At 66.9% G+C, this 24,218-nt stretch carries 20 protein-coding genes; 14 read left to right on the top strand and 6 right to left on the bottom strand.

Going from position 1 to position 24,218, the window contains the following annotated elements; all coding sequences use genetic code 11:
* The first annotated feature begins 4 nt into the window (after positions 1–4).
* The 4 genes from AC1Q5W_RS04305 (at position 5) to gdhA (ending at position 6,289) form a co-directional block, all read left to right on the top strand.
* Positions 5–1,609, top strand: a complete 1,605-nt coding sequence (locus AC1Q5W_RS04305; protein ID WP_492643690.1) for an FAD-binding oxidoreductase — start codon at positions 5–7, stop codon at positions 1,607–1,609.
* Positions 1,606–3,234, top strand: coding sequence for a glycerol-3-phosphate dehydrogenase/oxidase (locus tag AC1Q5W_RS04300; RefSeq protein ID WP_492643691.1), 1,629 nt, complete (start codon positions 1,606–1,608; stop codon positions 3,232–3,234). Before AC1Q5W_RS04305 ends, AC1Q5W_RS04300 begins: the two co-directional genes overlap by 4 nt.
* Positions 3,227–4,789 carry an FGGY-family carbohydrate kinase gene (locus AC1Q5W_RS04295; RefSeq protein WP_492643692.1) on the top strand — a complete coding sequence of 521 codons (1,563 nt, stop codon included), beginning with the start codon at positions 3,227–3,229 and terminating at the stop codon, positions 4,787–4,789. Before AC1Q5W_RS04300 ends, AC1Q5W_RS04295 begins: the two co-directional genes overlap by 8 nt.
* 156 nt (positions 4,790–4,945) lie before the next feature.
* Positions 4,946–6,289, top strand: a complete 1,344-nt coding sequence (gdhA, locus tag AC1Q5W_RS04290) for an NADP-specific glutamate dehydrogenase (protein ID WP_492643693.1) — start codon at positions 4,946–4,948, stop codon at positions 6,287–6,289.
* Between the two features lies 1 nt (position 6,290).
* On the opposite strand, the gene lolD is transcribed toward gdhA, so the two are convergent.
* On the bottom strand, positions 6,291–6,965 hold the full coding sequence (lolD, locus tag AC1Q5W_RS04285; RefSeq protein ID WP_492646116.1) for a lipoprotein-releasing ABC transporter ATP-binding protein LolD: 675 nt from the start codon (positions 6,963–6,965) through the stop codon (positions 6,291–6,293).
* 178 nt (positions 6,966–7,143) lie between these two features.
* Positions 7,144–8,400 (bottom strand): lipoprotein-releasing ABC transporter permease subunit, encoded by a 1,257-nt coding sequence (locus tag AC1Q5W_RS04280; protein WP_492646117.1) that lies wholly within the window; start codon positions 8,398–8,400, stop codon positions 7,144–7,146.
* A gap of 39 nt (positions 8,401–8,439) precedes the next feature.
* Here AC1Q5W_RS04280 and AC1Q5W_RS04275 point away from each other — a divergent pair, with 39 nt between their 5' ends.
* From AC1Q5W_RS04275 to bktB, 3 genes are all read left to right on the top strand, one after another.
* Positions 8,440–9,396 (top strand): phosphoglycerate mutase, encoded by a 957-nt coding sequence (locus tag AC1Q5W_RS04275; protein WP_492643694.1) that lies wholly within the window; start codon positions 8,440–8,442, stop codon positions 9,394–9,396.
* Positions 9,393–11,102, top strand: a complete 1,710-nt coding sequence (recJ, locus tag AC1Q5W_RS04270; protein WP_492643695.1) for a single-stranded-DNA-specific exonuclease RecJ — start codon at positions 9,393–9,395, stop codon at positions 11,100–11,102. Before AC1Q5W_RS04275 ends, recJ begins: the two co-directional genes overlap by 4 nt.
* Before the next feature lie 104 nt (positions 11,103–11,206).
* Complete coding sequence (gene bktB, locus AC1Q5W_RS04265; RefSeq protein WP_492643696.1) at positions 11,207–12,391, top strand: beta-ketothiolase BktB; 1,185 nt, start codon at positions 11,207–11,209, stop codon at positions 12,389–12,391.
* Here bktB and scpC read toward each other — a convergent pair.
* Complete coding sequence (gene scpC / locus AC1Q5W_RS04260; protein ID WP_492643697.1) at positions 12,388–13,926, bottom strand: succinyl-CoA:acetate CoA-transferase ScpC; 1,539 nt, start codon at positions 13,924–13,926, stop codon at positions 12,388–12,390. The genes bktB and scpC overlap by 4 nt on opposite strands.
* Before the next feature lie 171 nt (positions 13,927–14,097).
* On the opposite strand from scpC, the gene AC1Q5W_RS04255 reads away from it, so the two are divergent.
* The 3 genes from AC1Q5W_RS04255 to AC1Q5W_RS04245 all read left to right on the top strand — a co-directional run bounded on the left by AC1Q5W_RS04255 (position 14,098) and on the right by AC1Q5W_RS04245 (position 18,025).
* Positions 14,098–16,788 carry a bifunctional acetate--CoA ligase family protein/GNAT family N-acetyltransferase gene (locus tag AC1Q5W_RS04255; protein ID WP_492643698.1) on the top strand — a complete coding sequence of 897 codons (2,691 nt, stop codon included), beginning with the start codon at positions 14,098–14,100 and terminating at the stop codon, positions 16,786–16,788.
* Between the two features lie 128 nt (positions 16,789–16,916).
* Positions 16,917–17,405 (top strand): hemerythrin domain-containing protein, encoded by a 489-nt coding sequence (locus tag AC1Q5W_RS04250; RefSeq protein ID WP_492643699.1) that lies wholly within the window; start codon positions 16,917–16,919, stop codon positions 17,403–17,405.
* An 8-nt stretch (positions 17,406–17,413) separates the two neighbouring features.
* Positions 17,414–18,025, top strand: coding sequence for a YitT family protein (locus AC1Q5W_RS04245; protein WP_492643700.1), 612 nt, complete (start codon positions 17,414–17,416; stop codon positions 18,023–18,025).
* A gap of 11 nt (positions 18,026–18,036) precedes the next feature.
* Here the strand turns inward: AC1Q5W_RS04245 and AC1Q5W_RS04240 are convergent, their stop codons facing one another.
* Together AC1Q5W_RS04240 and AC1Q5W_RS04235 are read right to left on the bottom strand one after the other, a co-directional pair.
* A complete protein-coding gene (locus tag AC1Q5W_RS04240) occupies positions 18,037–19,653 on the bottom strand; it encodes a GGDEF domain-containing response regulator (RefSeq protein ID WP_492643701.1) in 1,617 nt (538 codons plus the stop codon).
* A 39-nt stretch (positions 19,654–19,692) separates the two neighbouring features.
* On the bottom strand, positions 19,693–20,439 hold the full coding sequence (locus tag AC1Q5W_RS04235) for a 2OG-Fe dioxygenase family protein (protein WP_492643702.1): 747 nt from the start codon (positions 20,437–20,439) through the stop codon (positions 19,693–19,695).
* A 157-nt stretch (positions 20,440–20,596) separates the two neighbouring features.
* Between AC1Q5W_RS04235 and AC1Q5W_RS04230 the strand changes: the two genes are divergently transcribed.
* Entirely contained in the window at positions 20,597–21,640 is a 1,044-nt protein-coding gene (locus AC1Q5W_RS04230; RefSeq protein WP_492643703.1) for an NADP-dependent oxidoreductase, read from the top strand.
* On the opposite strand, the gene AC1Q5W_RS04225 is transcribed toward AC1Q5W_RS04230, so the two are convergent.
* Positions 21,591–22,436, bottom strand: a complete 846-nt coding sequence (locus tag AC1Q5W_RS04225; RefSeq protein ID WP_492643704.1) for a YiiX/YebB-like N1pC/P60 family cysteine hydrolase — start codon at positions 22,434–22,436, stop codon at positions 21,591–21,593. The two genes, AC1Q5W_RS04230 and AC1Q5W_RS04225, sit on opposite strands and share 50 nt — an antisense overlap.
* Positions 22,437–22,551: 115 nt before the next feature.
* Here AC1Q5W_RS04225 and AC1Q5W_RS04220 point away from each other — a divergent pair, with 115 nt between their 5' ends.
* Genes AC1Q5W_RS04220 through AC1Q5W_RS04210 form a run of 3 tightly spaced genes read left to right on the top strand, consistent with a single transcriptional unit; the run spans position 22,552 to position 24,092 of the window.
* A complete protein-coding gene (locus AC1Q5W_RS04220; RefSeq protein WP_492643705.1) occupies positions 22,552–22,743 on the top strand; it encodes a hypothetical protein in 192 nt (63 codons plus the stop codon).
* Positions 22,744–22,788: 45 nt separating this feature from the next.
* On the top strand, positions 22,789–23,025 hold the full coding sequence (locus tag AC1Q5W_RS04215; RefSeq protein WP_492643706.1) for a hypothetical protein: 237 nt from the start codon (positions 22,789–22,791) through the stop codon (positions 23,023–23,025).
* Positions 23,026–23,078: 53 nt separating this feature from the next.
* Positions 23,079–24,092 carry a tellurite resistance/C4-dicarboxylate transporter family protein gene (locus tag AC1Q5W_RS04210; protein ID WP_492646118.1) on the top strand — a complete coding sequence of 338 codons (1,014 nt, stop codon included), beginning with the start codon at positions 23,079–23,081 and terminating at the stop codon, positions 24,090–24,092.
* Positions 24,093–24,218 lie beyond the last annotated feature (126 nt).

The following is a 24,218-nucleotide window of genomic DNA, read 5'->3' as shown; positions in this document are numbered from 1 at the left end:
GACCATGAAGCGGTGGAATGGCTGGGGCGACGACGCCATTGAACTGGAATTGCATGCCGATGCGATGGCGTTCCTACAGCGGCGCATCGGCCCCGGAACCCCGCCAACCGATGCCACGCTGGAGCAGGCATGCGCCGGCATTCCCGCCAGCCGCCTGCCCGCACACCCACTGGTCGACACCCGCCCCGAAACGCGCCTGCGCAACAGCCTGGGCCAGAGCCTGCCCGACTGGCTCAAGCTGCGCAGCGGCCAGGTCGGCACGGTGACCGACGGTGTGGCCTTTCCCGAGAGCGGTGAGCAGGTGCGTGAACTGCTGGACTATGCGCAGAGCTGCGGCGCCGCCGTCATCCCCATCGGGGGCGGCACCAGCGTGGTCGGCCACCTGACCGTGCCTGCAGGGCCGCAGCCCGTGCTCACGGTCAACCTGTCGCGCCTGTGCCGGCTCACCAACCTGGACCGCCAGGCACAGCTAGCCACCTTTGGCGCCGGCGTGCTGGGCCCGGACCTGGAGGCGCAGCTGCGCGCCCATGGCTACACGCTGGGGCATTTTCCGCAGTCGTTTGAATACTCCACGCTGGGCGGCTGGGTGGTGACGCGCTCCTCGGGCCAGCAGTCGCTGCGCTACGGGCGCATCGAGCAGCTGTTTGCCGGCGGCACCGTGGAAACGCCCCGCGGCACCCTGCGCGTGGCCACCTTCCCGGCCTCTGCCGCGGGCACGGACCTGCGCGAGCTGGTGCTGGGCTCGGAAGGCCGTCTGGGCATCCTGACGGAGGCCACGGTGCGCGTCTCGCCCCTGCCGCAGCGCGAGGAGTTCCATGCCGTCTTCTTCCCCACCTGGGAGCAGGCGCAGGACGCGGTGCGCGCCATGGCGCAGACCAGGCTGGCGCTGTCCATGCTGCGGCTGTCCAACCCCATCGAAACCCAGACCACGCTCACCATGGCCGGGCACGCGCGCCTGATCGGCTTCCTGGAAACCTACCTGGGCTGGCGCGGTTGCCGGGAGCAGAAATGCCTGCTGCTGCTGGGCGCCAGCGGCCCAGGCGATACCGTGGCCCACGCGCTGCGCGGTGCCCTGCGCACCGCCCGGGGCCACGGCGGTGTGGCCATCGGCCAGGCCATGGGCAACAAGTGGAAGACCAACCGCTTTCGCAATGTCTACCTGCGCAACGCCCTGTGGCGCAAAGGCTATGCCATCGACACCGTGGAAACGGCGTGCGACTGGGGCCGCGTCACGCCCATGATGCAGGCACTGGAGGATGCTGCCACCCACGCCCTGGCGCAGAACGGCGAAAAGGTCCACACCTACACCCACCTCTCGCACATCTACACCCAGGGGGCCAGCGTCTACACCACCTTTGCCTACCGGCTGGCGGGCGACCATGCCACGGACCTGGCCCGCTGGCGCAGCCTGAAGGCGGCGGTGAGCCAGGTCATCGTGGCCAATGGGGGCACCATCAGCCACCAGCACGGCGTGGGGTTGGACCATGCGCCCTACCTGGAGGCAGAGAAGGGGCCCCTGGGCATCTCCGCCCTGCGCAGCCTGTTTCGCCACTTCGACCCCCGCGGCATGATGAACCCCGGCAAGCTGGTGGGCACGGACACGCCATGAGCCCGGAGCCCCACACCTTGCCCGACGCAGCACGCGCGCACCTGCTGCAGACCCTGGCGCAGCCGGAGTGGGATCTGGTCATCATCGGCGGCGGCATCACCGGTGCCGGCATTTTGCTGGAGGCCGCACGCCGCGGATACAAGGCCCTGCTGGTGGAGCAGCGCGACTTTGCCTGGGGCACCTCCAGCCGCTCCTCCAAGCTGGTGCACGGCGGGCTGCGCTATCTGAAGGAAGGCCAGTTGCGCCTGACCCGCGACTCGGTGCGCGAGCGGCAGACCCTGCTGCAGCAGGCCCGTGGCCTGGTGGAGCCGCAGAGCTTTGCCTTTGCCGACTACAAGGACCGCAAGCCTGGACGCTGGGTGTTCCAGCTCGGCCTGGCCGTGTATGACTGGCTGGCCGGCCAGCGCGCGCGCCACCATTACCCGGCCGACGAATTCCTCCTGCTGGCGCCCCACATTGTCCGCGCCGACCTGAAGGGCGGCCTGTGCTACCTGGACGCGAAGACCGACGACGCCCGCCTGGTGCTGCGGGTGCTGCAGGAGGCCCGCGGCCTGGGCGGCGTGGCCATCAACTACCTGCAGGCCCAGCACCTGCTGCGGGCGGGTGACGCCACGCACGGCAGGGTCAGCGGCGTGCAGCTGCAAGACGCGGTGGCCGACGCCAGCTACCCGGTACGCGCCCGGGTGGTCGTCAACGCCACTGGCGCCTGGGCCGACCGCCTGCGCCAGCAGCAGGGTGCACCGCGGCGGCTGCGCCCCCTGCGCGGCAGCCACCTGGTGCTGCCCGCCTGGCGCCTGCCGGTGGCGCAGGCGGTGAGCCTGATGCACCCGCAGGATGGCCGTCCGGTGTTTGCCTTTCCTTGGGAAGGCGCCACCCTGGTGGGCACCACGGACGTGGACCACGGCGCCGACCTGCAGCAGGAGGCAGCCATCACGCCGGCCGAGCAGGATTACCTGCTGGCCGCCCTGCGCTGGCAGTTTCCGCAACTCGCACTGGAACCCGGCGACGTGATTGCCACCTACGCCGGCGTGCGTCCGGTGATCGACACCGGCAAGGCCGACCCCTCCAAGGAAGGCCGTGACCACGCCGTGTGGATGGAAGACGGCCTGCTCACCGTCACCGGCGGCAAGCTCACCACCTTCCGCCTGATCGCGCTGGACGCCCTGCACCAGCTCGAACCCCTGCTGCCCCGGGGCAGACCCGTTCCGTCCGAAACACCCGTGCTGGCACCCGGCGCACCGCTGCCAGTGTCGGGGGAGTTGACCGCGCAGCAGCGCCAGCGCCTGCAGGGCCACTACGGCCCGCTGGCCGCGGCGGTGGTGGCGGCCGCACAAGCCGGTGAGCTGCATGCCATCCCTGGCACGGAAACCCTGTGGGTAGAGCTGCGCTGGGCCGCGCGCACCGAAGCCGTGGTGCACATGCAGGACCTGCTGCTGCGGCGCACCCGCCTGGGCCTGCTGCTGCGGGGCGGCGGCGCCGAACACCTGGCGCGCATCCGCACCCTCTGCCAGGGTGAACTGGGCTGGAGCGATGCGCACTGGGACGCCGAACAGGCGGCCTACCTGGCCCTCTGGCACAGCCACTACCGTCCGCCACCCCCCCCGCCGGAGAGCACCCATGCCTGAGCCCACCATCCTGGCCATCGACAACGGCACACAAAGTGTGCGCGCGCTGTTGTTCGACCTGCACGGCAACATCGTCGCCAAAGCGCAGGTGCCTCTGGAGGCCTACTTTTCCACCCACCCCGGTTGGGCCGAGCACGACCCCGAGGACTACTGGCAGGCCGTGTGCACCGCCTGCCAGCGCCTGTGGCAAGAGAACCCCGGCGTGCGCGACACGGTGCAGGGCGTGGCCGTGACCACCCAGCGTGGCACCATGATCAATCTGGGTGCTGACGGCCAGCCACTGCGCCCGGCCATCACCTGGCTGGACCAGCGCCGCACCGACACTGTGCCCCCCATCAGCCTCCTGTGGCAAAGCGCCTTCAAGCTGGCCGGCGTGTCCCACACCATCAACTACTTCCGCGGCGAAGCCGAGACCAACTGGATCAAGGCCCACCAGCCCGCTATCTGGGAGCAGACCCGCCAGTACGTCATGCTCTCGGGCTACCTCAACCACCACCTGTGCGGACGCTTTGTCGATTCGGTGGGCTCGCAGGTGGGCTACCTGCCGTTTGACTACAAGCGCCTGGCCTGGGCGGGCCCGCGCGACTGGAAGTGGCAGGCGCTGGCCGTGAAGCCGGAGTGGCTGCCCGAACTGGTGGCTCCGGGCACGCGCATGGGCGCCATCACGCCACAGGCCGGCGCAGCCACCGGCATTCCCGTGGGTACGCCGCTGCTGGCCGCCGCCGCCGACAAGGCCTGCGAGGTCATCGGCGCGGGCTGCCGCGAGCCGCACATCGGCTGCCTGAGCTACGGCACCACGGCCACCATCAACACCACCAGCAGCAGGTACCTGGAGGTCACACCCTTCATTCCGCCCTACCCGTCCGCCATGCCCGGCGCGTACAGCACCGAGGTGCAAATCTTTCGCGGCTACTGGATGGTCAACTGGTTCAAGGAGCAGTTCGGCCACCCCGAGCAGCACCAGTCGTCCGCGCTCGGAGTCCCGCCCGAGGCCCTTTTCGACGCGCTGGTCAACTCGGTGCCGCCGGGCTCCATGGGGCTGATGCTGCAGCCCTACTGGTCGCCGGGCATCAAGATCCCCGGCCCCGAGGCCAAGGGCGCCATCATCGGTTTTGGCGACGTGCACACCCGCGCCCATGTCTACCGCGCCATCCTCGAAGGCCTGGCCTACGCGCTGCGCGAGGGCAAGGAGCGCATCGAGCAGCGCAGCGGCGTGCCCATCACCGAGCTGCGCATCTCCGGCGGCGGCTCGCAGAGCGACGCCGCCATGCAGCTCACCGCCGACATCTTTGGTCTGCCCACGTCGCGGCCCCATGTGTACGAGACCTCGGGCCTGGGCGCCGCCATCGACGCCGCCGTGGGGCTGGGCCTGCACCCGGATTTCAGCACCGCCGTGGCGGCCATGACCCGGATTGGAAAGACCTTCGAACCCCTGGCCACCCACCACGCCACCTACGACGCGCTGTACCACCGGGTCTACCAGAAGATGTACGGCCGGCTGCAGCCGCTGTACCGGGCCATCCAGCACATCACAGGGTACCCGCGCCTGCATTGAGTGGCCCCAACCACCCCGCAACGCACCCAGATTGGGCGTTTGTTGAGGCAAACACACCAAAACTATGCATTTTATGGATATGCAGCACTTATTTGGTGCATAAACAATGGGAAAATAGCCGCTACTTTCTTTTTGCACCAAATAAAGGCACGCGCGATGAAATACCCGTCTTTGGAAAGCTTCCTGGCTCATGTGGCTGAACGCAATCCCCACCAACCTGAGTTTCTTCAGGCGGTCACCGAAGTCATGGAAAGCCTGTGGCCCTTCATCGAAAAGCACCCCCGGTACGCCGAGCACAGCCTGCTGGAACGCCTGGTGGAGCCCGAGCGCGTGATCATGTTCCGCGTGTCGTGGACGGACGACCATGGCTCCGTGCAGGTCAACCGCGGCTACCGCATCCAGCACAGCATGGCCATTGGCCCCTACAAGGGCGGCCTGCGCTTTCACCCCTCGGTGAATCTGTCGGTCTTGAAGTTCCTGGCCTTCGAGCAAACCTTCAAGAACGCGCTCACCACCCTGCCCATGGGCGGTGGCAAGGGCGGCTCCGACTTCGACCCCAAGGGCAAGAGCCCCGCCGAAATCATGCGTTTCTGCCAGGCCTTTGCCAGCGAGCTGTTCCGCCACATCGGGTCTGACACCGACGTTCCGGCCGGCGACATTGGTGTGGGTGGGCGTGAGGTCGGCTTCATTGCCGGCATGTACAAGAAGCTCAGCAACCGCGCCGACTGCGTGTTCACGGGCAAGGGTCTGTCGTTTGGCGGCTCGTTGATTCGCCCCGAAGCCACGGGCTACGGCACGGTGTATTTCGCGCAGGAAATGCTCAAGACGCGCGGCAAGTCGTTTGATGGCCTGCGCGTCTCGGTATCGGGCTCGGGCAATGTGGCCCAGTACGCCGTGGACAAGGCCATGGCCTTGGGCGCCAAGGTGGTCACGGTGTCGGATTCGAGCGGCACCATCGTTGATGAAGACGGTTTCACCACGGCCAAGCTGGCTGAGCTGATGGAGGTGAAGAACCACCTCTACGGCCGTGTGAGCGATTACGCCAAACGCACCGGGGTGAAGTTTGAAGCGGGCAAGAAACCCTGGCATGTGCCCGTGGATGTGGCCCTGCCCTGCGCCACGCAGAACGAACTGGACGCCGCGGACGCTGCCACCCTCATCAAGAACGGCGTGCTGTGCGTGGCCGAAGGCGCCAACATGCCGTCCACCATCGAAGCCGCCAAGGCGTTTGAGGCCGCAGGCGTGCTGTACGCGCCGGGCAAGGCCAGCAACGCCGGTGGCGTGGCCACCTCGGGCCTGGAGATGAGCCAGAACGCCATGCGCCTGAACTGGACGGCCGAAGAGGTGGACAACCGCCTGCTGATGATCATGCAAGGCATCCATACCGCCTGCCTGAAGCACGGCGTCCGCGCCGATGGCACGGTGAGCTACATCGACGGCGCCAACGTGGCCGGCTTCGTCAAGGTGGCCGACGCCATGCTGGCGCAGGGCGTGATCTAAATCAGGCCGCAGGCCCCAGGCGCCCCGACACCAGGGTGAGCTGGCGGCTGCAGCGCGCGGCCAGCGCGGCGTCGTGCGTCACCAGCACAAAGGCGGTGCCGTGGGCACGCGCCAGTTCCAGCATGAGGTCGAACACGCCATCGGCGGTGCTGCGGTCCAGGTTGCCGGTGGGCTCGTCGGCCAGCACGCAGTCGGGCCGGGTCACCAGCGCCCGGGCAATGGCCACGCGTTGGCGCTCGCCGCCCGACAACTCTGCCGGGCGATGGTGCACGCGGTCCTGCAAGCCCACGCTTGCTAGCATTTTCATAGCTGTTTGCGCACACTCTGCGCGGTCAAGACGCCGAATGGTCAATGGCATGGCGACATTGTCCAAGGCACTGAACTCGGGCAGCAGGTGGTGAAACTGGTACACAAAGCCCAGGTGCTGGTTGCGCAGGCGCCCCTGCTGGGCGGCGCCCAGGCGGGCCAGGTTCTGCCCGTGCAGTTCGACCGTGCCGCTGGTGGGAGCATCCAGCCCGCCCAACAGGTGCAACAGCGTGCTCTTGCCGGAGCCGGAGGCACCGACGATGGCCAGGGTCTCGCCCCGGCGCACCTGTAGGTCCACGCCCTGCAGCACAGTCACGTCCAGCCGGCCCTCGGCAAAGCGCTTGGTCAGGCCCTGGGCCCGCAAGACGATTTCGCCTGGCCCTGCGGGCGCCGGCGAACTTCCACCCAGCCCGGCCACCAGCCGGTACTGCGCGGCGCCGACCGCGGCGCGCGATGCAGGGTCGAGCGGCGACGGGCCGCCCCTAGCCGCGAGGGCCCCCTCGGGGGGCAGAGAGGACACGTTAGTGCCGAACGTGGGGGCATCATTTCTACTCATAACGCAAAGCCTCCGCCGGGTTGACACGGCTGGCGCGCCAGCTCGGATACAGGGTGGCCACAAAGGCCATCACCAGGGCAATCACCGCAATCGGCACGATGTCGCCTTGCTGCGGATCGCTGGGCATGCGGCTGATCAAGTAGATGTCCTTGGGCAGGAAGCTGGCGCCCAGCGCGTGTTCCAGCGCCGGCACGATGACGTCGATGTTGAAGGCCACACCCAGGCCCAGCGCCAGACCGGCCAGCGTGCCGATGACCCCCACCATGGCGCCCTGCACCACAAAGATGCCCATGATGCTGCCCGGGCTGGCCCCCAGCGTGCGCAGGATGGCGATGTCGGCGCGCTTGTCGGTCACCGTCATCACCAGCGTGCTCACCAGGTTGAAGGCCGCCACCGCCACGATGAGGGTGAGGATGATGAACATCATGCGTTTTTCGACCTGCACGGCGGCGAACCAGGTGCGGTTCTGGCGTGTCCAGTCGCGGATGTAGAGCTCGCCCGTGAGGCTGCGGCTGAGTTCATCGGCAACCGCCCTGGCCTGGTGCAGGTCGCGCAGCTTCAGGCGCACGCCCGAAGGACCTTCGAGGCGGAAAATCCGGGCCGCGTCGTCCACGTGCACAAAGGCCATGGCCGAGTCGTATTCATAGTGGCCAGAGTCAAACGTGCCCACCACCGTCATCTGCTTGAGCCGGGGCACGACGCCGGCGGGGGTGACCTGCCCGCTGGGCGCCACCAGGGTCACCTTGTCGCCGGTGCGCACGCCCAGGCTGCGCGCCAGCTCGGCACCCAGCACCACGCCAAAGCTGCCCGGCGCCAGCTGGGCCAGCACCGCCGACTGGGCGCCGGCGGCCAGATCGGTCACCTCGTGCTCCAGCGTAGGGTCAATGCCGCGCACCATCACGCCCTTCATGTCCTCGCCGCGTGCCAGCAAGGCCTGCGCCGCAATGAACGGAGCCGCACCCACCACCTGCGGGTTGGAGCGGACCTGGCTCAGCGTCAGGGCGACATCGGGCAGCGCCTGGCCGCTGGCGGCATAGACCTCGATGTGCGAGACCACGCCCAGCATGCGGTCGCGCACCTCTTTCTGGAAGCCGTTCATCACGCTGAGCACGATGATGAGCGCCGCCACCCCCAGTGCAATGCCCAGCATGGAGACCCCGGAGATGAAGGAGATAAAGCCGTTGCGCCGGGTGGTGCGGCCGGCCCGCGTGTAGCGCCAGCCCACAATGAGCTCATAGGGAATTTTCATCATCCCCGGATTGTGGCATCCATGCGGGACAATCAGGGTATGCACACCGTTATCTCCTACGCGGCACCCGCCAGCCCCCAGTGCCGCCAGGCTCTGGACGGGCTGCAGCTGCCCCACCTGACGCGCCTGCTGCGCCAGCTCAGCCCCGGCGCCGCACACCCCGGCCAGGCCGACCAGCTCACACCCCTGCACGAGCGCGTGCAGGCCCTCCACCTGGGCCTGGGGGACGCCCCCGATGGCCTGCTGCCCTGGGCCGCGCAGGATGCCGCCCAGCTGGGCCTCACCGCCGCGCACGGCGGCGAAGGCTGGGCCTGGATCACACCCTGCCAGTGGCAGGTGCACACCCACCATGTGGAAATGGCAGACCCGCAGCAGCTGGCGCTCACGCCGGACGAAGCCCAGGCCCTGCACGCGGCCATGCAGCCCTACTTTGCCGAGGACGGCATCACCCTGTTTCCTCAGGCGCTGGCGCACACGCACACCCGCTGGCTGGCGCAGGGCGAGGTCTTCCGGGCCCTGCCCACCGCCTCGCTGGACCGCGTGTCCGGGCAGCCGGTCGATGCCTGGATACCCCGCCAGGAGCAGGCCAAGGCCCTGCGGCGGCTGCAGAACGAAATGCAGATGCTGCTGTACACCCACGCCGTCAACGACGCGCGTGCCGCGCGCGGCCAGCCCACGGTGAATTCCTTCTGGGCCAGCGGCACCGGCACGTGGGCTCCGGCCGACACCGCGGCCGGCCCCAGCACCGTGCTGCACACCCTGCGCAGCGCCGCGCTGCAGGACGACGCCCCCGCCTGGGCCCAGGCCTGGCAGGAACTCGACCGCACCACCCTGGCCGAACTGCTGGAGCACCTGCAGGCCGGCCAGAAGGTGCAGCTCACCCTGTGCGGCGAGCAGCAGGCGCAGACCCTGCAATGGCAGGCCCCCGCGCTGTGGGAGCGCCTGCGTCGGCGCCTGGCTGCACCGCAGGCCACCACCTGGTTGAAGACCCTATGAACATTGTTCCCCGCGACATTCCGCCGCGCTCCGTCTGGGCACTGGAGCAGGCCGGCATCCACCCGCTGCTGGCGCGCCTGTACGCCGCACGCGGCGTCACCGGCACCGAAGAACTGGACGACGCCCTGGCCAAGCTGCTGCCCCCCAGCACCATGCGGGGCCTGCCCGAGGCCGCCACCCTGCTGGCCGACGCCATGGACGCAGGCAAGCACCTGTGCGTCGTAGCCGACTACGACTGCGATGGCGCCACCGCCTGCGCCGTGGCCCTGCGCGGGCTGCGCCTGCTGGGCGCACGGCATGTGAGCTACATCGTGCCGGATCGCATCGTCGACGGCTATGGCCTGACCCCTCCCATTGCCCGGCGCGTGAAAGACGCAGGCGCCGACGTACTGATCACCGTGGACAACGGCATTGCCAGCGTCGAGGGCGTGGCCACCGCACGGGAACTGGGCTTACAGGTGCTGGTGACCGACCACCATCTGCCCGCGCCCGAACTGCCGAACGCGGATGTGATCGTCAACCCCAACCAGCCCGGCTGCCCGTTTGAAAGCAAGTCCATTGCCGGTGTCGGTGTGATGTTCTACGTGCTGCTGGCGCTGCGCAGCGAGCTGCGCAACCGCGGTGTGTTCACGGCGCAGAACCAGCCCAAGCTCGACACCTTGCTGCCGCTGGTGGCGCTGGGCACCGTGGCCGACGTCGTGCGGCTGGACGCCAACAACCGCCGCCTCGTCGCCCAGGGGCTCAAGCGGGTGCGCGCCGGCGCCATGCCTGCGGGCCTGGCCAGCCTGTTTGCGGCGGCCGGGCGCAACGCCGGCATTGCCACCACCTTCGACTTCGGCTTTGCCCTGGGGCCGCGCATCAACGCCGCCGGGCGCCTGTCGGACATGACGCTGGGCATTGAATGCCTGCTCACCGACGACCCGGCCCGCGCCGACGAACTGGCCAAAACGCTGGACGGCATCAACCGCGAGCGCCGCGAAATCGAGGGCGACATGCGCGAGCAGGCCATGATGATTGCCGAAGGGCTGTTCGAGGAAGGCGACGAACCGCCGCCGGCCATCTGCGTGTTCGACCCGGACTTCCACGAAGGCGTGGTCGGCATCGTGGCCAGCCGCATCAAGGACAAGCTGCACCGCCCCAGCTTCGTCTTCGCCGCCAGTGCTGCACCGGGCAAGGAGCACGAGCTCAAGGGCTCGGGCCGCTCCATCCCCGGCTTTCACCTGCGCGATGCGCTGGACCTGGTGGCCAAGCGCAACCCCGGCGTGCTGCTGCGCTTTGGCGGGCACGCCATGGCAGCCGGCTGCACCATCACCGAGGACGGGCTGGACGCCTTTGAGCAAGGGCTCATCGCGGTCGCCCAGGAGTGGTTGGACGCCGCCACGCTGACCCGCCGCCTGGACACCGACGGCCCGCTGGCGCCCGAGTACCGCCGCGTGGAACTGGTGGACACCCTGCACAAGGAGGTCTGGGGCCAGGGCTTTGCGGCGCCCACTTTCAGCGAAGAGGTCGAAGTGATCTCGCAACGGCTGGTGGGCGAAAAACACCTGGCCCTCAAGCTCAAGCACCAGGGCCAGCCGGTGGACGGCATCTGGTTTGGTCACACCGAGCCGCTGCCGGCCAGGGTCACGCTGGCCTTCCGCCTGGACGCCGACGAGTGGAACGGCGTGCGCCGGGTGCGCTTTCTGGTCGAAGGGGCGAAAATTTAGCATCTTTTCGCCTTCAAACCACCGTAAATACTGCGCATGTAGCTATTGTTTTAATAGCATGTCAGCTTGTGTAAGATGCAGGCAAATTTTTAAGGAGTTCTCCCATGTCCCGTGAAGTCGTCGTTGTCAGCGGTGTGCGCACCGCCATTGGTACCTTTGGTGGCAGCCTGAAAGACATTCCCCCCACCGAGCTGGCCGCGCAGGTGGTGCGCGAGTCGCTCAAGCGCGCCAATGTGGACGGCAAGGACGTCGGCCACGTGGTGTTCGGCCATGTCGTCAACACCGAGCCCAAGGACATGTACCTGTCCCGCGTGGCCGCCATCAACGGGGGCTGCGCCGAAGGCACACCCGCCTTCAACGTGAACCGCCTGTGCGGTTCGGGCCTGCAGGCCATCGTCTCGGCCAGCCAGAGCATCCTGCTGGGCGACACCGACATCGCCATCGGCGGCGGCGCCGAAAACATGAGCCGCGCGCCCTTTGCCAGCCTGAACATGCGCTGGGGCGCCCGTATGGGTGACACCAAGATGGTGGACATGATGATCGGCGCGCTGCACGATCCCTTCCACACCATCCACATGGGCGTGACGGCCGAGAACATCGCCGCCAAGTGGGGCATCAGCCGCGAAGACCAGGACGCCCTGGCCGTGGAAAGCCACAACCGCGCCCAGCGCGCCACCGAGGCGGGCTACTTCAAGGACCAGATCCTGCCCGTCATGCTCAAGAGCAAGAAGGGCGACGTGGCCTACGCGGTGGACGAGCACTTCCGCTCCAACTGCAGCCTGGCCGACATGGCCAAGCTCAAGCCCGCATTCCTGAAGGAAAACGGCACGGTGACCGCCGGCAACGCCTCGGGCATCAATGACGCGGCCGCCGCCGTGGTGCTGATGGAAGCCGGCGCTGCCAAGGCCCGCGGCGCAAAGCCGCTGGCCCGCCTGGTGTCCTACGCCCACGCCGGCGTCGACCCCAAGTACATGGGCATCGGCCCGGTGCCGGCCACGCAGCTGGCCCTGAAGAAGGCCGGCCTGACGGTGAACGACCTGGACGTGATCGAGGCCAACGAAGCCTTTGCCGCCCAGGCCTGCGCCGTGAGCCGCGACCTGGGTCTGGACCCGGCCAAGGTCAACCCCAACGGTTCGGGCATTTCGCTGGGCCACCCCATTGGCGCCACCGGCGCGCTGATCACCGTGAAGGCCATTTACGAGCTGCAGCGCATCCAGGGCCGCTACGCCCTGGTGACCATGTGCATTGGCGGCGGCCAGGGTATTGCCGCCATCTTCGAGCGGCTTTAAGCCGCGGCGCCCGGGCCACCGGGCAGCATGTGCCCGGTCTCGACGCAGCGCGCGTGCCAGGACAGCGCCTCATTCAGGATGTGGGGCGTGTGCTGGCCGGGCGCGGCGCGCTGGGCGCGTTCAAAGTAGTCCTGTAGGGCCGGGCGGTAGTCCGGGTGGGCGCATTTCTCAATGACCAGCCGGGCCCGCTGCGTGGGCGACAGGCCGCGCAAGTCGGCCAGCCCCTGCTCGGTCACGATCACTTCCACATCGTGCTCGGTGTGGTCCACGTGCGAGACCATGGGCACGATGCAGGAAATGGCGCCATTCTTGGCCACCGAAGGCGTCACGAAGAACGACAGGTAGGCGTTGCGCGCAAAGTCGCCCGAGCCGCCAATGCCGTTCATGATGCCCGAGCCCATGATGTGGGTGGAGTTCACATTGCCGTAGAGGTCGGCCTCGATCATGGCGTTCATGGCAATGATGCCCAGGCGGCGCACGACCTCGGGGTGGTTGCTGATTTCCTGCGGCCGCAGCACGATGCGCTCGCGGTAGAAGTCGATGTTGGCGTTGAAGTCGGCCAGGGCCTTGGGGCTGAGCGACAGTGCGGTGGCCGAGGCCATGGTGAGCTTGCCCGAGCGCAGCATGTCCAGCATGCCATCCTGCAGCACTTCCGTGTACGCCGTCATGTTCTCGAACGGGCTCTCGTTGAGGCCCGCCAGCACGGCGTTGGCAATGTTGCCCACACCCGACTGCAGCGGCAGCAGATTGGCCGGCAGGCGGCCGCGTTTGACCTCGTGCTGCAGGAATTCGATGATGTGGCCGGCAATGCGCTGCGAGATCTCGTCCGGCGCGGCGAAGGCCGAGTTGCGGTCGTGCTGGTTGGTTTCCACCACGGCCACCACCTTGCTCAGATCGCAGTGCAGATAAGGCTCGCCGATGCGGTCGCCCGGGCGCACCAGCGGAATGGGCTGGCGGTCGGGTGGCAGGCGCGTGCCGTAGTAGATGTCGTGCATGCCCTCCAGACCGGGGTTCTGCATGGTGTTGACTTCCAGGATGATCTTGTCCGCTTGGTCCAGCCAGGTCTTGTTGTTGCCCACGGACGAAGAGGGAATCAGCCGCCCGTCGGGCAGGATGCCCGCAACTTCGACCACCGCCACATCCAGATGCCCCAGGAAGCCGAACCAGGCCAGCTGGGCCACGTGCGAGAGATGGATGTCGGTGTACTGCATCCGCCCGGCGTTGATCTGCTTGCGCACCGTGGGGTCCGACTGGTAGGGCAGGCGCATGGCAATGCCGTCCACGCCGGCCAGCACGCCGTCGAGTTCGGGCGCGGTGGACGCACCGGTCCACAGGCCGATGCGGAACTGCTCGCCCTGGGCACTGAGGCGCTCGATGCGCTTGGCCAGCGCATGGGGCACCGCCTTGGGATAGCCCGCACCGGTAAAGCCGCTCATGCCGACGTTGGCACCGGCCGGAATCAGCGCGGCCGCTGCGTCGGCCGACATGATGCGGGATTGCAGGAGGGGGTTACGTATGCGATCGGCAGTGGACATAGGAACTCGAAAGTGGGAAAGAAGAAACACCGGCGCGCGAAATCGCGCCAAACGCTGGAATCTTATCAGGTGAGCCCGTATAGTTAAGGGTAAACCCTAGGTCCCGACCGTCGCCGCCGGCGGCGGCCTTGCCCATGTTAGGGTTCTGGCTGGCGCTGACGGAAACATTCCATGGACAAACACTACCTCACCCCCCTTTTTGCCCCCGAATCCATTGTGGTTTTCGCGGGTCAGGCCGACGATGCGGCCACGCAGACCTCGCAGGCCCGGGCACTGCATGAGGCATTGCGGGCCCAGCGCTTCCACGGGAACCTGGTGTTTGTGGACATCCATACCAGCGGCACGCTGGCCGACCTCGCACAGACCCGGGCCGACCTCGCCATCATCGCCCTGCCCCCGCAGGACATCGCCGCCGCGCTGGAAATCGCCGGGCGCATGGCCTGTCGCTCGGCGCTGGTGATCTCCAGCGGCATCAGCAGCGACGACGCCGAGAGATTCAAGAAAATTGCCCGCCGCGAAGGGGTGCACCTGCTGGGCCCCAACAGCCTGGGCCTGCAGCGCCCGCTGCTGCAGCTCAATGCCAGCGCAGCCGGGCCCCTGGCCCGCACGGGTTCGCTGGCGCTGGTGTCGCAGTCGGGGGCGCTGACGTCCTCCATGCTCGACTGGGCCAGCAACAACGCGGTAGGGTTCTCGTCGGTGGTGTCCCTGGGCCCGCACACGGGGGTGGACATTGCCGACGTGCTGGACTTCCTGGCCAACGATGCCCACACCCACAGCATCGTCGTCTACATGGAAGGCATTGCCGACGCGCGCCGCTTCATGAGCGCGCTGCGCACGGCGGCCAACGCCAAGCCGGTGGTGGTGCTCAAGGCCGGCCGCAAGCCCGCCGGCAACGAAGCCGCGCAGACCCACAGCGGCGCCATCGTCGGCAGCGACGACGTGTTTGACGCCGCCCTGCGCCGCGCCGGCGCGGTGCGGGTGCGCTCCTTCGTGGCGCTGTTCTCGGCCTCCAAATGCCTGGCCTCGCGCTACCGGCCGGTGGGCAAGCGACTGGCCATCGTCACCAACGGCGGCGGGCCGGGCGTGCTGGCGGCCGACTGGGTCAATGAAATCCTGCTGCAACTGGGCAAGCTGTCGCCGGAAACGGTCCGCGCCCTCAAGCCGCAGCTGCCCGCGCTAGCGTCGCTGTCGGACCTGATCGACCTGTCGGAAGACGCCGGGCCCGAGCATTACCACGCCGCCATTACCGCAGCCGACCACGACCGCCAGATCGACGGCGTGCTGGCCATCTACTCGCCCAAGGCCGGCGGCGACGCCTCGGCCGTGGCGCGCGCGGTGGCCGACGTGAAGCGCACCATGGGCAAGCCCCTGCTGTCGTGCTGGATGGGCGACGCCTCGGTGGTACCGGCCCGCGGCATCCTGCTGGAAGCCTCCATTCCCAGTTTCCGCACGCCCGAGGCCGCCGTGGGCGCCTTTGGCAACATCGCCTCGTTCTACCAGGCCCAGCAGTTGCTGCAACAGACGCCGCCACCGCTGTCCACCCTGGCCCAACCCGACATCGAAGGCGCACGGCTGGTGATCGAGGGGGTGCTGGCCGAGCGCCGCAAGGTACTGACCGAGATGGAGTCCAAGACCCTGCTGTCGGCCTTCCACATTCCCGTGACCCAGACCATCCTGGCGCGCAGCGCCAACGAGGCGATGATGATCGCCACGCAGCTGGGCTTTCCGGTGGCGCTCAAGATCGACTCGCCCGACATCAGCCACAAGTCCGACGTGCTGGGCGTGGCGCTCAACATTGCCAACGCCACCAGCGTGCGCGACAGCTACAACGACATGATGCAGGCGGTGGCCCGCCTGCAGCCCCATGCCCGCATCAATGGCGTGACGGTGCAGAAGATGGCACGCGCGCGCCGCGGCCGCGAGGTCTGCGTCGGCCTGGTCACCGACGATCCGTTTGGTCCGGTGATCACCTTCGGCGCCGGTGGCACCATGATCGAGCTGATCAACGACCGGGCCATGGAGCTGCCGCCACTCAACCAGTTTCTGGCCCGCCGCCTGATCGAACGCTCCCGCGTGGCCGAAACGCTGGGCGAGTGGCGCGGCAGCAGCGCGGTCAACATGGATGCGCTGGAGCAGGTGCTGCTGCGCGTCTCGGAAATGGTGTGCGAGCTGCCCCAGCTGCGCGAGATGGACATCAACCCCCTGATCGTCGACGAGTCGGGCGTGGTGGCGGTGGATGCCCGCATCGTCATCGACCACGCGCCACAGGCCGCCAGCGGACGCTCCAACAACTACAACCACCTGGCCATCCTGCCCTACCCGGCACGCTTCGAGCAGGTCTGGCCGCTGCGCGGCGGCGGGGAGTACCTGGTGCGTCCCATCCACCCCGACGACGCCCAGATGCTGCAGGCCCTGGTGCAGAGCCTGTCGCCCGAGAGCCGCTACTTCCGCTTCGTGTCGTCCCTGGCCGAACTGCCGCCGTCCATGCTGGCACGGTTCACGCTGATCGACTACGACCGCGAAATGGCGCTGGTCGCCGTGTTCAAGGAACGCATGGCCGGACCGGATGGCGACATCGTCGAGTCCGAACGCATCGTGGGCGTCTCGCGCTACATCACCAACCCCGACCAGTCGAGCTGCGAGTTCGCCCTGGTGGTGGCCGATGACTTCAACGGCAAGGGCCTGGGCTCACGTCTGATGCAGAGCATCATGGACGTGGCGCGCGAAAAGGGCCTGTCCGACATTGAAGGCCTGGTGCTGGCCAACAACCCCGGCATGCTCAAGCTCATGCGGAGCCTGGGCTTCACCGTCAAGTCGTATGCCGAGGACGCCGACTTCAAGCTGGTCACGCACGCGCTATGACATCCGCAGAGACCCTGGCAACAGGGCGGCGCCATCCATTACCGGATTTTCTGACCTTCATCAACCGCCGCTGGCAACGCGCCCCGTAAGCTCGGGACCCTTTCCAGCACCCTCCAGGAGAACTTTCCATGCCCGCACTTGAATGGTCGGATGCCCTGTCGCTCGATTTGCCCATGATGGACACCACCCACCAGGAGTTCGTCGAACTGCTGGCCGTGGTGGAAGCGGCCTCCGACGCAGACCTGCTGCCCGCCTGGCAACAGCTGGTCGACCACACCGACGACCACTTCGGCCGCGAGGACCGCTGGATGGCCGACACCCGTTTTGCCTCCAGCAACTGCCACAGCACGCAGCACCATGTCGTGCTGCAGATCATGCAGGACGGCGCGGCCAAGGCGGACCGCGCCATGGTGCGGCAAATGGCCCGCGAGCTGGCTGTCTGGTTCCCGCAGCACGCCCAGGCCATGGATGCCGCCCTGGCCCTGCACATGCGCCGCGTGGGCTACGACCCGCTCACCGGCATCGTGCACGCCCCCGAATCCCTGCCCCGCGAAGAAATCCAGGGCTGCGGCGGCGTCACCTGCTCCGACAGCGAAGCAGCCGAAGTAGCCGCCTGAGCCCCGGCATGCCCACCGATATGCCCGTCCACCGCCACCGCCCGCACGAGGACGTGCAGGCGCTGATCACGGGCACCCTGTTTGTCGCCCTGGGCGTGGCCATGTACGGCCACGCCGGCCTGCTGACCGGCGGCACGGCCGGACTGGCGTTCCTGGCCCATTACGCCAGTGGCGTCGGTTTTGGCCCGGCGTTCTTCCTCATCAACCTGCCGTTCTACGTGTTTGCCTGGCGGCGCATGGGCCCGGTCTTCACGGTCAAGACCTTTGCCGCCGTGGCCTTGCTGTCGCTGTTTGTGCACTTCCTGCCACTGGGCCTGCGCTTTGAGTACCTGTCGGCACCGCTGGCCGTGGTGCTGGGGGGCTTGCTGATGGGCACCGGCATGCTGATCCTGTTTCGGCACAAGGCCAGCCTGGGCGGCCTCAACGTGCTGGTGCTGTACCTGCAGGAGCAGCTGGGCTGGCGCGCCGGCAAGATCCAGATGCTGCTCGACAGCCTGATCGTGCTGGGCGCGCTCTTCGTGGCCGACTGGCAGCGCGTGGGGTTGTCGGTGCTGGGCGCCGTCGTGCTGAACCTGACACTGGCCATCAACCACCGCCCGGGGCGCTACATGGCCGTCTAGGCGCGCACGCCCTAGCCAGCCACCATCTCCACGATCTGAATCTGGTTGCGCCCGGCCCGCTTGGCCTGGTAGAGGGCCTCGTCGGCCTGCTTGAGCAGCGCCGGAGCGCCCAGTCCGGGCACCAGTTCGGCAATGCCGCACGAGAAGGTGCAGGAAAACCAGGTGTCCTGCACCGGATGGCGGAAATGGGAAAAGTCGACCCGTATGCGGTCCAGCACCTGCTGCGCCCGCTGCGCGTCCGAATCGGGCAGGACTACCAGGAACTCCTCACCCCCGTAGCGTCCCACCGCGTCGGTCCTGCGCAGGCGCTGCTTGAGCAACCAGGCCAGGCTGCGGATCACCTGGTCGCCCAGGGGGTGGCCAAAGGTGTCGTTGACCTTCTTGAAGTGGTCGATGTCGATCATGGCCACGCTCAGCGGCGTGCCCTCGGCCAGGGCCATGCTCACGGCCGCATCCAGGCGCTGCTTGGACGTGGTGTGGTTGAGCAGGCCCGTGAGGCTGTCCAGGTACATGGAACGGCGCAGAATGCGGTAGCGCTCGATCTTGCTCTGGACCACCGCATTCAGGATCACCGGGTTGAACGGCTTGGTCAGGAAGTGGTCGCCGCCCAGGCGCAGGGCCTCCACCTGCAGGGCCACGCTGGTGTCGGCCGACAGATAGACCACCGGCGTCGAGAGAAACTCCTCGTGCTGGCGGATGACCCGGGTCACCTCCACCCCGGTGCAACCGGGCATGTACATGTCCATCAGCACCAGATCCGGCTGGAACCGGACCAGGCTGGTCAGCACCTCCTGCGGCCGGGCGATGGCCTTGGACTCGATGCCGCACTCGCCCAGCGTGCGCTGGATCAGCGTGCTGGCGGTCTTGGAATCTTCCACTACCAGCACCCGGTAGGGCGACTCCACCTCCGTGACGCAGAGCTTGACCATGCGGTTCATGATGACGGCCTGCGCCGTGCCCACCGGGAAGCAGAAATTGCAACCGGCCCGCAGGGCCAGCTTGATGGCGTCGAAGTCGGCCGTCAGGTTGAGCCCCATGATGCTGCTGACCGAAAACCGGCCACGCAGGGCCTGCACCCGTTCGATGAAGGCCGCGGGCTCCAGGCCCAGGGCATCCACCAGTACCATGACCGGCTCCTGGGTCACTTCCGGGGCGGCGTGCGGGCTGTGCAGCGCGACCTGGATGTTGAAATAGCCCGCCTGCGTGACCAGATCCTGCCAGCTGTCGGGGGTGGCTGTCAGCAGCCAGATGTTCTTGGTTGCCAGCAGGTCGGTCGCGGCGCTGCCGTCCTGGTGCTGGCGCCGCTCGGGTGCCGCGGCGGCGTTGTCCCCCAGGAAGGTGGCAATGCGGGCGCCGATTTCACCAATCTGGCCATCGAGCTCCTCCAGCATCGCGTCGGGTATGCGGTCCCCGCTCCAGCTGTCGAACAAGGCCAGCACGTTTTGCTCCAGCGCGCGGGCGCTCTGGTGCAGGCCCGACAGGCCCTTGGACTCCAGGAACGCCGTGAAACTGGAAACGGCAACCGCAAACTCCACGAAACTGTCAAATACCGGATGGCCTTTGCAGGATTGCCACTGCGCCAGGAATCCATCGCTTTTTCTCTTGAGCTCGGCAGGTGAACAAGACATGTCTCTCCTCGTGACCGGTTGACCGGTTCTGTGGGTATCTTAGTTTGTGTTGTCGTCCTGGAAACCACCCGCGCGCAGGGTTACCACCAGCGTATCGCGATGCCCCGCCGTGCCCAGGGGCTGAATGGGTGTGGACTCATGGATCACCCGCGCATCGTCGAGCAGCAGCACCGACCAGGGTTCACTCAGGGTGAACCGCTGCCCGTTGGGGCCTGCCGCCTCGAATACCCGGGTTTCTCCACCTTTGACACCCTGGCGACTGACCAGGAATACAGCCACTAAGTCTACCCCGTCACGGTGGGCGCCTTCCGGCGTGGGGCGGCCAATGCCGTCGGTGGTGTCAATGCGGAACTGGTGCGCCTCCCCATACCAGGTCTGCGCTCCCTTGAGCTGCGAGCACAGCGCCCCCAGCATCAGCAGCAAGCGGGACCAGGCGGCGTGCGCCACCGTGGCCGGAGCCAGCGGCTCAAACCAGCGCTGCATGCCGCCGTGCAGGGCGTTGTATTGCAACGGCTGCCAATGGGCCCGATGCGCCACCGGCACCACCTGGCCGCCCTGCAGCACGAAGCTGCCGTGGCGGCGCCGGCGGTAGCGGCCACCGTCTTTGAGGTAGTTGTCCGGAGGCAGGTCGTCCCAGCCCGGCAGCAGCGTGTTCAGGTCGTCCAGCGCCACGTGGGCCAGCTGTGCGACCGACTGCGCGTCCAGCACGGCATACCCCTGCCGGCGCAGCACCGGCACCACATCGGCCGGTGCGACACAGGGTGGAGCAAAAAACTCGGTCGTCATGGAGAGAAGCATAACCCCACGGCGTGACATATTTGCCCTCCAGCCCTGCAGGGTGCACGGGTTTGTCACCTTGGCAACGCATGGCCCTGGCGCACACGGCTACCATGCCCCATCCAACCCGAACCCCCTTCGGGAATTTTCAGAAATGGAAGCGCCCATGTCCGCACTCAGCACCCTCGTCAACCACCAGATCCGCCTCGCGGCCCGCCCCGTCGGCATGCCAAAACCCACGGACTGGAGCCACACCACCGAAGCCGTGGCCGAACCGCAGGAGGGTGGCGTCACCCTCAAGACCCTGGCCCTCTCGCTGGACCCCGCCATGCGCGGCTGGATGAACGAAGGCAAGAGCTACATCCCCCCGGTGGGCATTGGCGAAGTCATGCGCGCCGGCGGCGTGGGCCAGGTTATCGCGTCGAAGAACCCCGCCTATGCCGTGGGTGACTATGTCAGCGCCACCTTTGGCGTGCAGGAATACATCACCATCGCCGCCGACGAGATGAAGCGCAACGGCCTGGCCAAGATCGACCTGCGACTGGGCAGCCTCACCCAGTGGATGAACGTGCTAGGCATGCCCGGCATGACCGGCTACTTCGGCCTGATGGACGTGGGCCAGCCCAAGGCGGGCGAAACCGTGGTGGTGTCCGGCGCCGCCGGTGCCGTGGGCCAGACCGTGGGCCAGATGGCCAAGATCAAGGGCTGCCGCGTGGTGGGCATTGCCGGCGGACAGGCCAAGTGCGAGTGGGTGGTGAAGGAGCTGGGCTTTGATGCCTGCATCGACTACAAGGCCGGCCCCGGTGCCGTGCGCGCCGGCCTGAAGGAGCACTGCCCCAAAGGCGTGGACATCTACTTCGACAACGTGGGCGGCGAAATCCTGGACGACGTGCTGGCCAAGATCACCCGGGGAGCCCGCATCATCATCTGCGGCGCCATCAGCCAGTACAACAACACTACGCCCATCCAGGGTCCCAAGAACTACCTGAGCCTGCTGGTCAACCGCGCCCGCATGGAAGGCATCGTGGTGTTCGACTACGCCGACCGCTACCCCCTGGCCATTGCCGAAATGGCCGGCTACATCAAGGATGGCCGCATGAAGAGCAAGGAAGACGTGGTGGAAGGCCTGCAAACCTTCCCCGAAACGCTACTCAAGCTGTTCAACGGCGAGAACTTCGGCAAGCTGGTGCTGGAAGTGGCGAAGAACTGAGCTGCGTCTGCGCATCTGGCACGGGGTTCTGCGGCTCCCCCCACGCCAGGGTGTGGTAGTCGAATCCGGCCGCCAGCGTCGGCTTGATGATCTGAAAATACGGTGACACGTCGAAGTCGCGCGGCACGTACAGGCTGTAGTGGCGCACATGCAAAATCTCGCGCACATGGTCTACATGCTCCGGGTCCTGCAGGTGTACGGTCTCGATCAACGGCAGGATCGGGTAGCGCACCGACTCGAAGCACTGGGCGATCAGCGTCGAGCAGATGGCGCGCGTAGGGTCGCCGCTGCCGACCGCCAGCATGCGGCGGCGCCAACGCGGCGGGACCGGCGGCGTAGGCAGCAGGTAGCGCGCCAGATCCAACACATTCTTGAGATCGTATTGCTCGCCCAGCCGCTGCACGGCGAAGTCGCACACGCGCTGCGCCTCTTCGGGCGTCATACCCACCGGACGGCATATCCGGCAATGCAGGCCCCGAAAATGCGCCAGGCCGACGGCGTGTACGCCGAGTTCCATATCCGCCTCGACCAGGCACAAGGGCAGGCCGTCCGGCCCATGCGGTCCCGCCTGCGCACCCACAAACAGCGCGGCGTGCGACCAGGTCGATTGCGTCAGGTATTTGATGGCCATGCTGATGCGCGTGTTGCCCTCCACCAGCAGCACGTCGCCGGGGCGCAAACAGGCGGCAAGCTTGTCCGGGTCGATGGGCCACGTGGCGTTGACGTCGCTGCCCGTGCTCCGACGCGTCAGGTAGCGGCTGAGCCAGCGCCCGAGCCAGCGGGCGACGGTTTTCATGGTGCCATCCAGCGTCTTCTTGCGTTCTGCATTTCACTCTCTTTTCGATAGCTGTATATGCATATTCCTGGGGTGCTGGCAATCGATTTTACTGAATGGGCGTCGGCGTGGTCTCATGGACTTTGCCCACCAGTTTCGTCAGCATGCGGCCTTGCGCTTCTTTGATCATTTGCAACGTGTTGAAGGCCCTGGCGCATTGCGCGTTGCTATCCTTGTCCGCATGAAGCACCTGGCCTTCATGGTGCAACTGGCGGCACTCAGTGCTTCACCGCTGGGGCGGCCTGAGTTCCAGTCGTCAACTCTTTGAGCGCCTGATCTGCTAACGAATGACATTGCGCCACTGACATCGGACATGACGCTCGCGGAAACGCTGCAACGCTTCATGGACCATCGCGGGGAACGTCTGCCCGTGATCGACAGCCTGGCCTCTCCGGTCTTGCTGGGCGTGGTCAACAAGAGCACCTTGCGCGCCAGCCGGAGCGCGTGTAAAAAAAGAATTGCTCAAGTCACCTCACGGATAACGCACAGTCCTATCATCGGGTGCACATTCCCAACGCTCATCCTTTGCCCGATTGGATTCCTGCCGTGACCCATCTGCCTATTTCGCCCACAGCGCCGGCCTGGCGCACGGCCCTGGCCGATATGTCGCCGGCCAACTTCGGTATGGTCATGGCGACCGGTATCGTGTCAATGGGCTGCAACATGCTGGGCCTGCACGCGCTGGCCTTGGTGCTGTTCACGCTCAATATGCTGCTCTATGTACTGATGTGGGGGCTCTACCTGGCGCGCCTCACGCTCTTTCGCAAACGTTTTTTTGACGACCTGTTTGACCACCTGCGCGGCCCGGCCTTTTTCACCGCTGTGGCGGCCACCAATGTGCTGGGCAGCCAGTGCCTGCTGCTGATGCACTGGACCACTGCAGGTCTGGTCTTGTGGGCCTGGGGCCTGGCGTTGTGGCTGCTTCTGACCTACACCATCTTCACGGTGCTCACCATCAAGGAAAAAAAGCCCACACTGGATCGCGGCATCAGCGGCGGCTGGCTGCTGGCGGTCGTGGCAACGCAATCCGTGGCGGTTCTCAGCGCGCTGCTGGCCACGCACATTGACCAACCCCTGCGGCTGGAGCTGAACTTCTTCGCGCTCTCGATGTGGCTGTGGGGTGGCATGCTCTACATCTGGATGATGTCGCTCATCTTCTACCGCTACACCTTCTTTCCGTTCAGCCCGGGCGACCTCTCGCCGCCCTACTGGATCAACATGGGCGCCATGGCGATCTCGACGCTGGCGGGCTCGCTGCTCATTATCAACACGCCGGACGCGCCTTTCATCGCCTCACTGCTGCCCTTTCTGAAAGGGTTCACGGTGTTTTACTGGGCCACCGGCACTTGGTGGATTCCCATGCTGCTGGTGCTGGCCGTGTGGCGCTACGGCACCAAGCAGTTTGGCCTGCACTACGACCCCTTGTACTGGGGGGCCGTGTTTCCGCTGGGCATGTACGCTGCGTGCACGCAGGAAATGCGCCTGGCAATGGGCTTTGATTTCCTCAGTGTGCTGCCGATGGTGTTTCTGGGCGTCGCGCTGCTCACCTGGAGCTTGGCCTGCGTCGGTGCAGCCAAACAGGCTTGGCGCATCACGGTGCGCGGGTTGGAGGTTTAAACGGTCATCAAGCCGCCAGCGCGGTGGCCTTGATGTGGTCCAAGACCACAAACAGCTCATTCACCTGGGCGGAGGTGAACAGTGCGTCTGGCGATGCCGCCAGACCTGAAGGCGTTCCATATCTGG

Source organism: Rhodoferax sp. MLSD5-FHT05B10 (assembly GCF_058793415.1).
This window is presented reverse-complemented; position numbering and strand designations above follow the sequence as displayed.

Coding starts and splice junctions, on each gene's coding strand:
- AC1Q5W_RS04275 (WP_492643694.1), top strand. CDS start 8,440: ATGCACACCGTTATCTCCTACGCGGCACCCGCCAGCCCCCAGTGCCGC.
- AC1Q5W_RS04295 (WP_492643692.1), top strand. CDS start 3,227: ATGCCTGAGCCCACCATCCTGGCCATCGACAACGGCACACAAAGTGTG.
- AC1Q5W_RS04225 (WP_492643704.1), bottom strand. CDS start 22,436: ATGAAAACCGTCGCCCGCTGGCTCGGGCGCTGGCTCAGCCGCTACCTG.
- AC1Q5W_RS04220 (WP_492643705.1), top strand. CDS start 22,552: ATGGACTTTGCCCACCAGTTTCGTCAGCATGCGGCCTTGCGCTTCTTT.
- AC1Q5W_RS04300 (WP_492643691.1), top strand. CDS start 1,606: ATGAGCCCGGAGCCCCACACCTTGCCCGACGCAGCACGCGCGCACCTG.
- AC1Q5W_RS04250 (WP_492643699.1), top strand. CDS start 16,917: ATGCCCGCACTTGAATGGTCGGATGCCCTGTCGCTCGATTTGCCCATG.
- AC1Q5W_RS04230 (WP_492643703.1), top strand. CDS start 20,597: ATGTCCGCACTCAGCACCCTCGTCAACCACCAGATCCGCCTCGCGGCC.
- AC1Q5W_RS04245 (WP_492643700.1), top strand. CDS start 17,414: ATGCCCACCGATATGCCCGTCCACCGCCACCGCCCGCACGAGGACGTG.
- AC1Q5W_RS04240 (WP_492643701.1), bottom strand. CDS start 19,653: ATGTCTTGTTCACCTGCCGAGCTCAAGAGAAAAAGCGATGGATTCCTG.
- AC1Q5W_RS04305 (WP_492643690.1), top strand. CDS start 5: ATGAAGCGGTGGAATGGCTGGGGCGACGACGCCATTGAACTGGAATTG.
- recJ (WP_492643695.1), top strand. CDS start 9,393: ATGAACATTGTTCCCCGCGACATTCCGCCGCGCTCCGTCTGGGCACTG.
- AC1Q5W_RS04235 (WP_492643702.1), bottom strand. CDS start 20,439: ATGACGACCGAGTTTTTTGCTCCACCCTGTGTCGCACCGGCCGATGTG.
- AC1Q5W_RS04210 (WP_492646118.1), top strand. CDS start 23,079: ATGTCGCCGGCCAACTTCGGTATGGTCATGGCGACCGGTATCGTGTCA.
- AC1Q5W_RS04280 (WP_492646117.1), bottom strand. CDS start 8,400: ATGAAAATTCCCTATGAGCTCATTGTGGGCTGGCGCTACACGCGGGCC.
- bktB (WP_492643696.1), top strand. CDS start 11,207: ATGTCCCGTGAAGTCGTCGTTGTCAGCGGTGTGCGCACCGCCATTGGT.
- gdhA (WP_492643693.1), top strand. CDS start 4,946: ATGAAATACCCGTCTTTGGAAAGCTTCCTGGCTCATGTGGCTGAACGC.
- scpC (WP_492643697.1), bottom strand. CDS start 13,926: ATGTCCACTGCCGATCGCATACGTAACCCCCTCCTGCAATCCCGCATC.
- AC1Q5W_RS04215 (WP_492643706.1), top strand. CDS start 22,789: ATGACGCTCGCGGAAACGCTGCAACGCTTCATGGACCATCGCGGGGAA.
- AC1Q5W_RS04255 (WP_492643698.1), top strand. CDS start 14,098: ATGGACAAACACTACCTCACCCCCCTTTTTGCCCCCGAATCCATTGTG.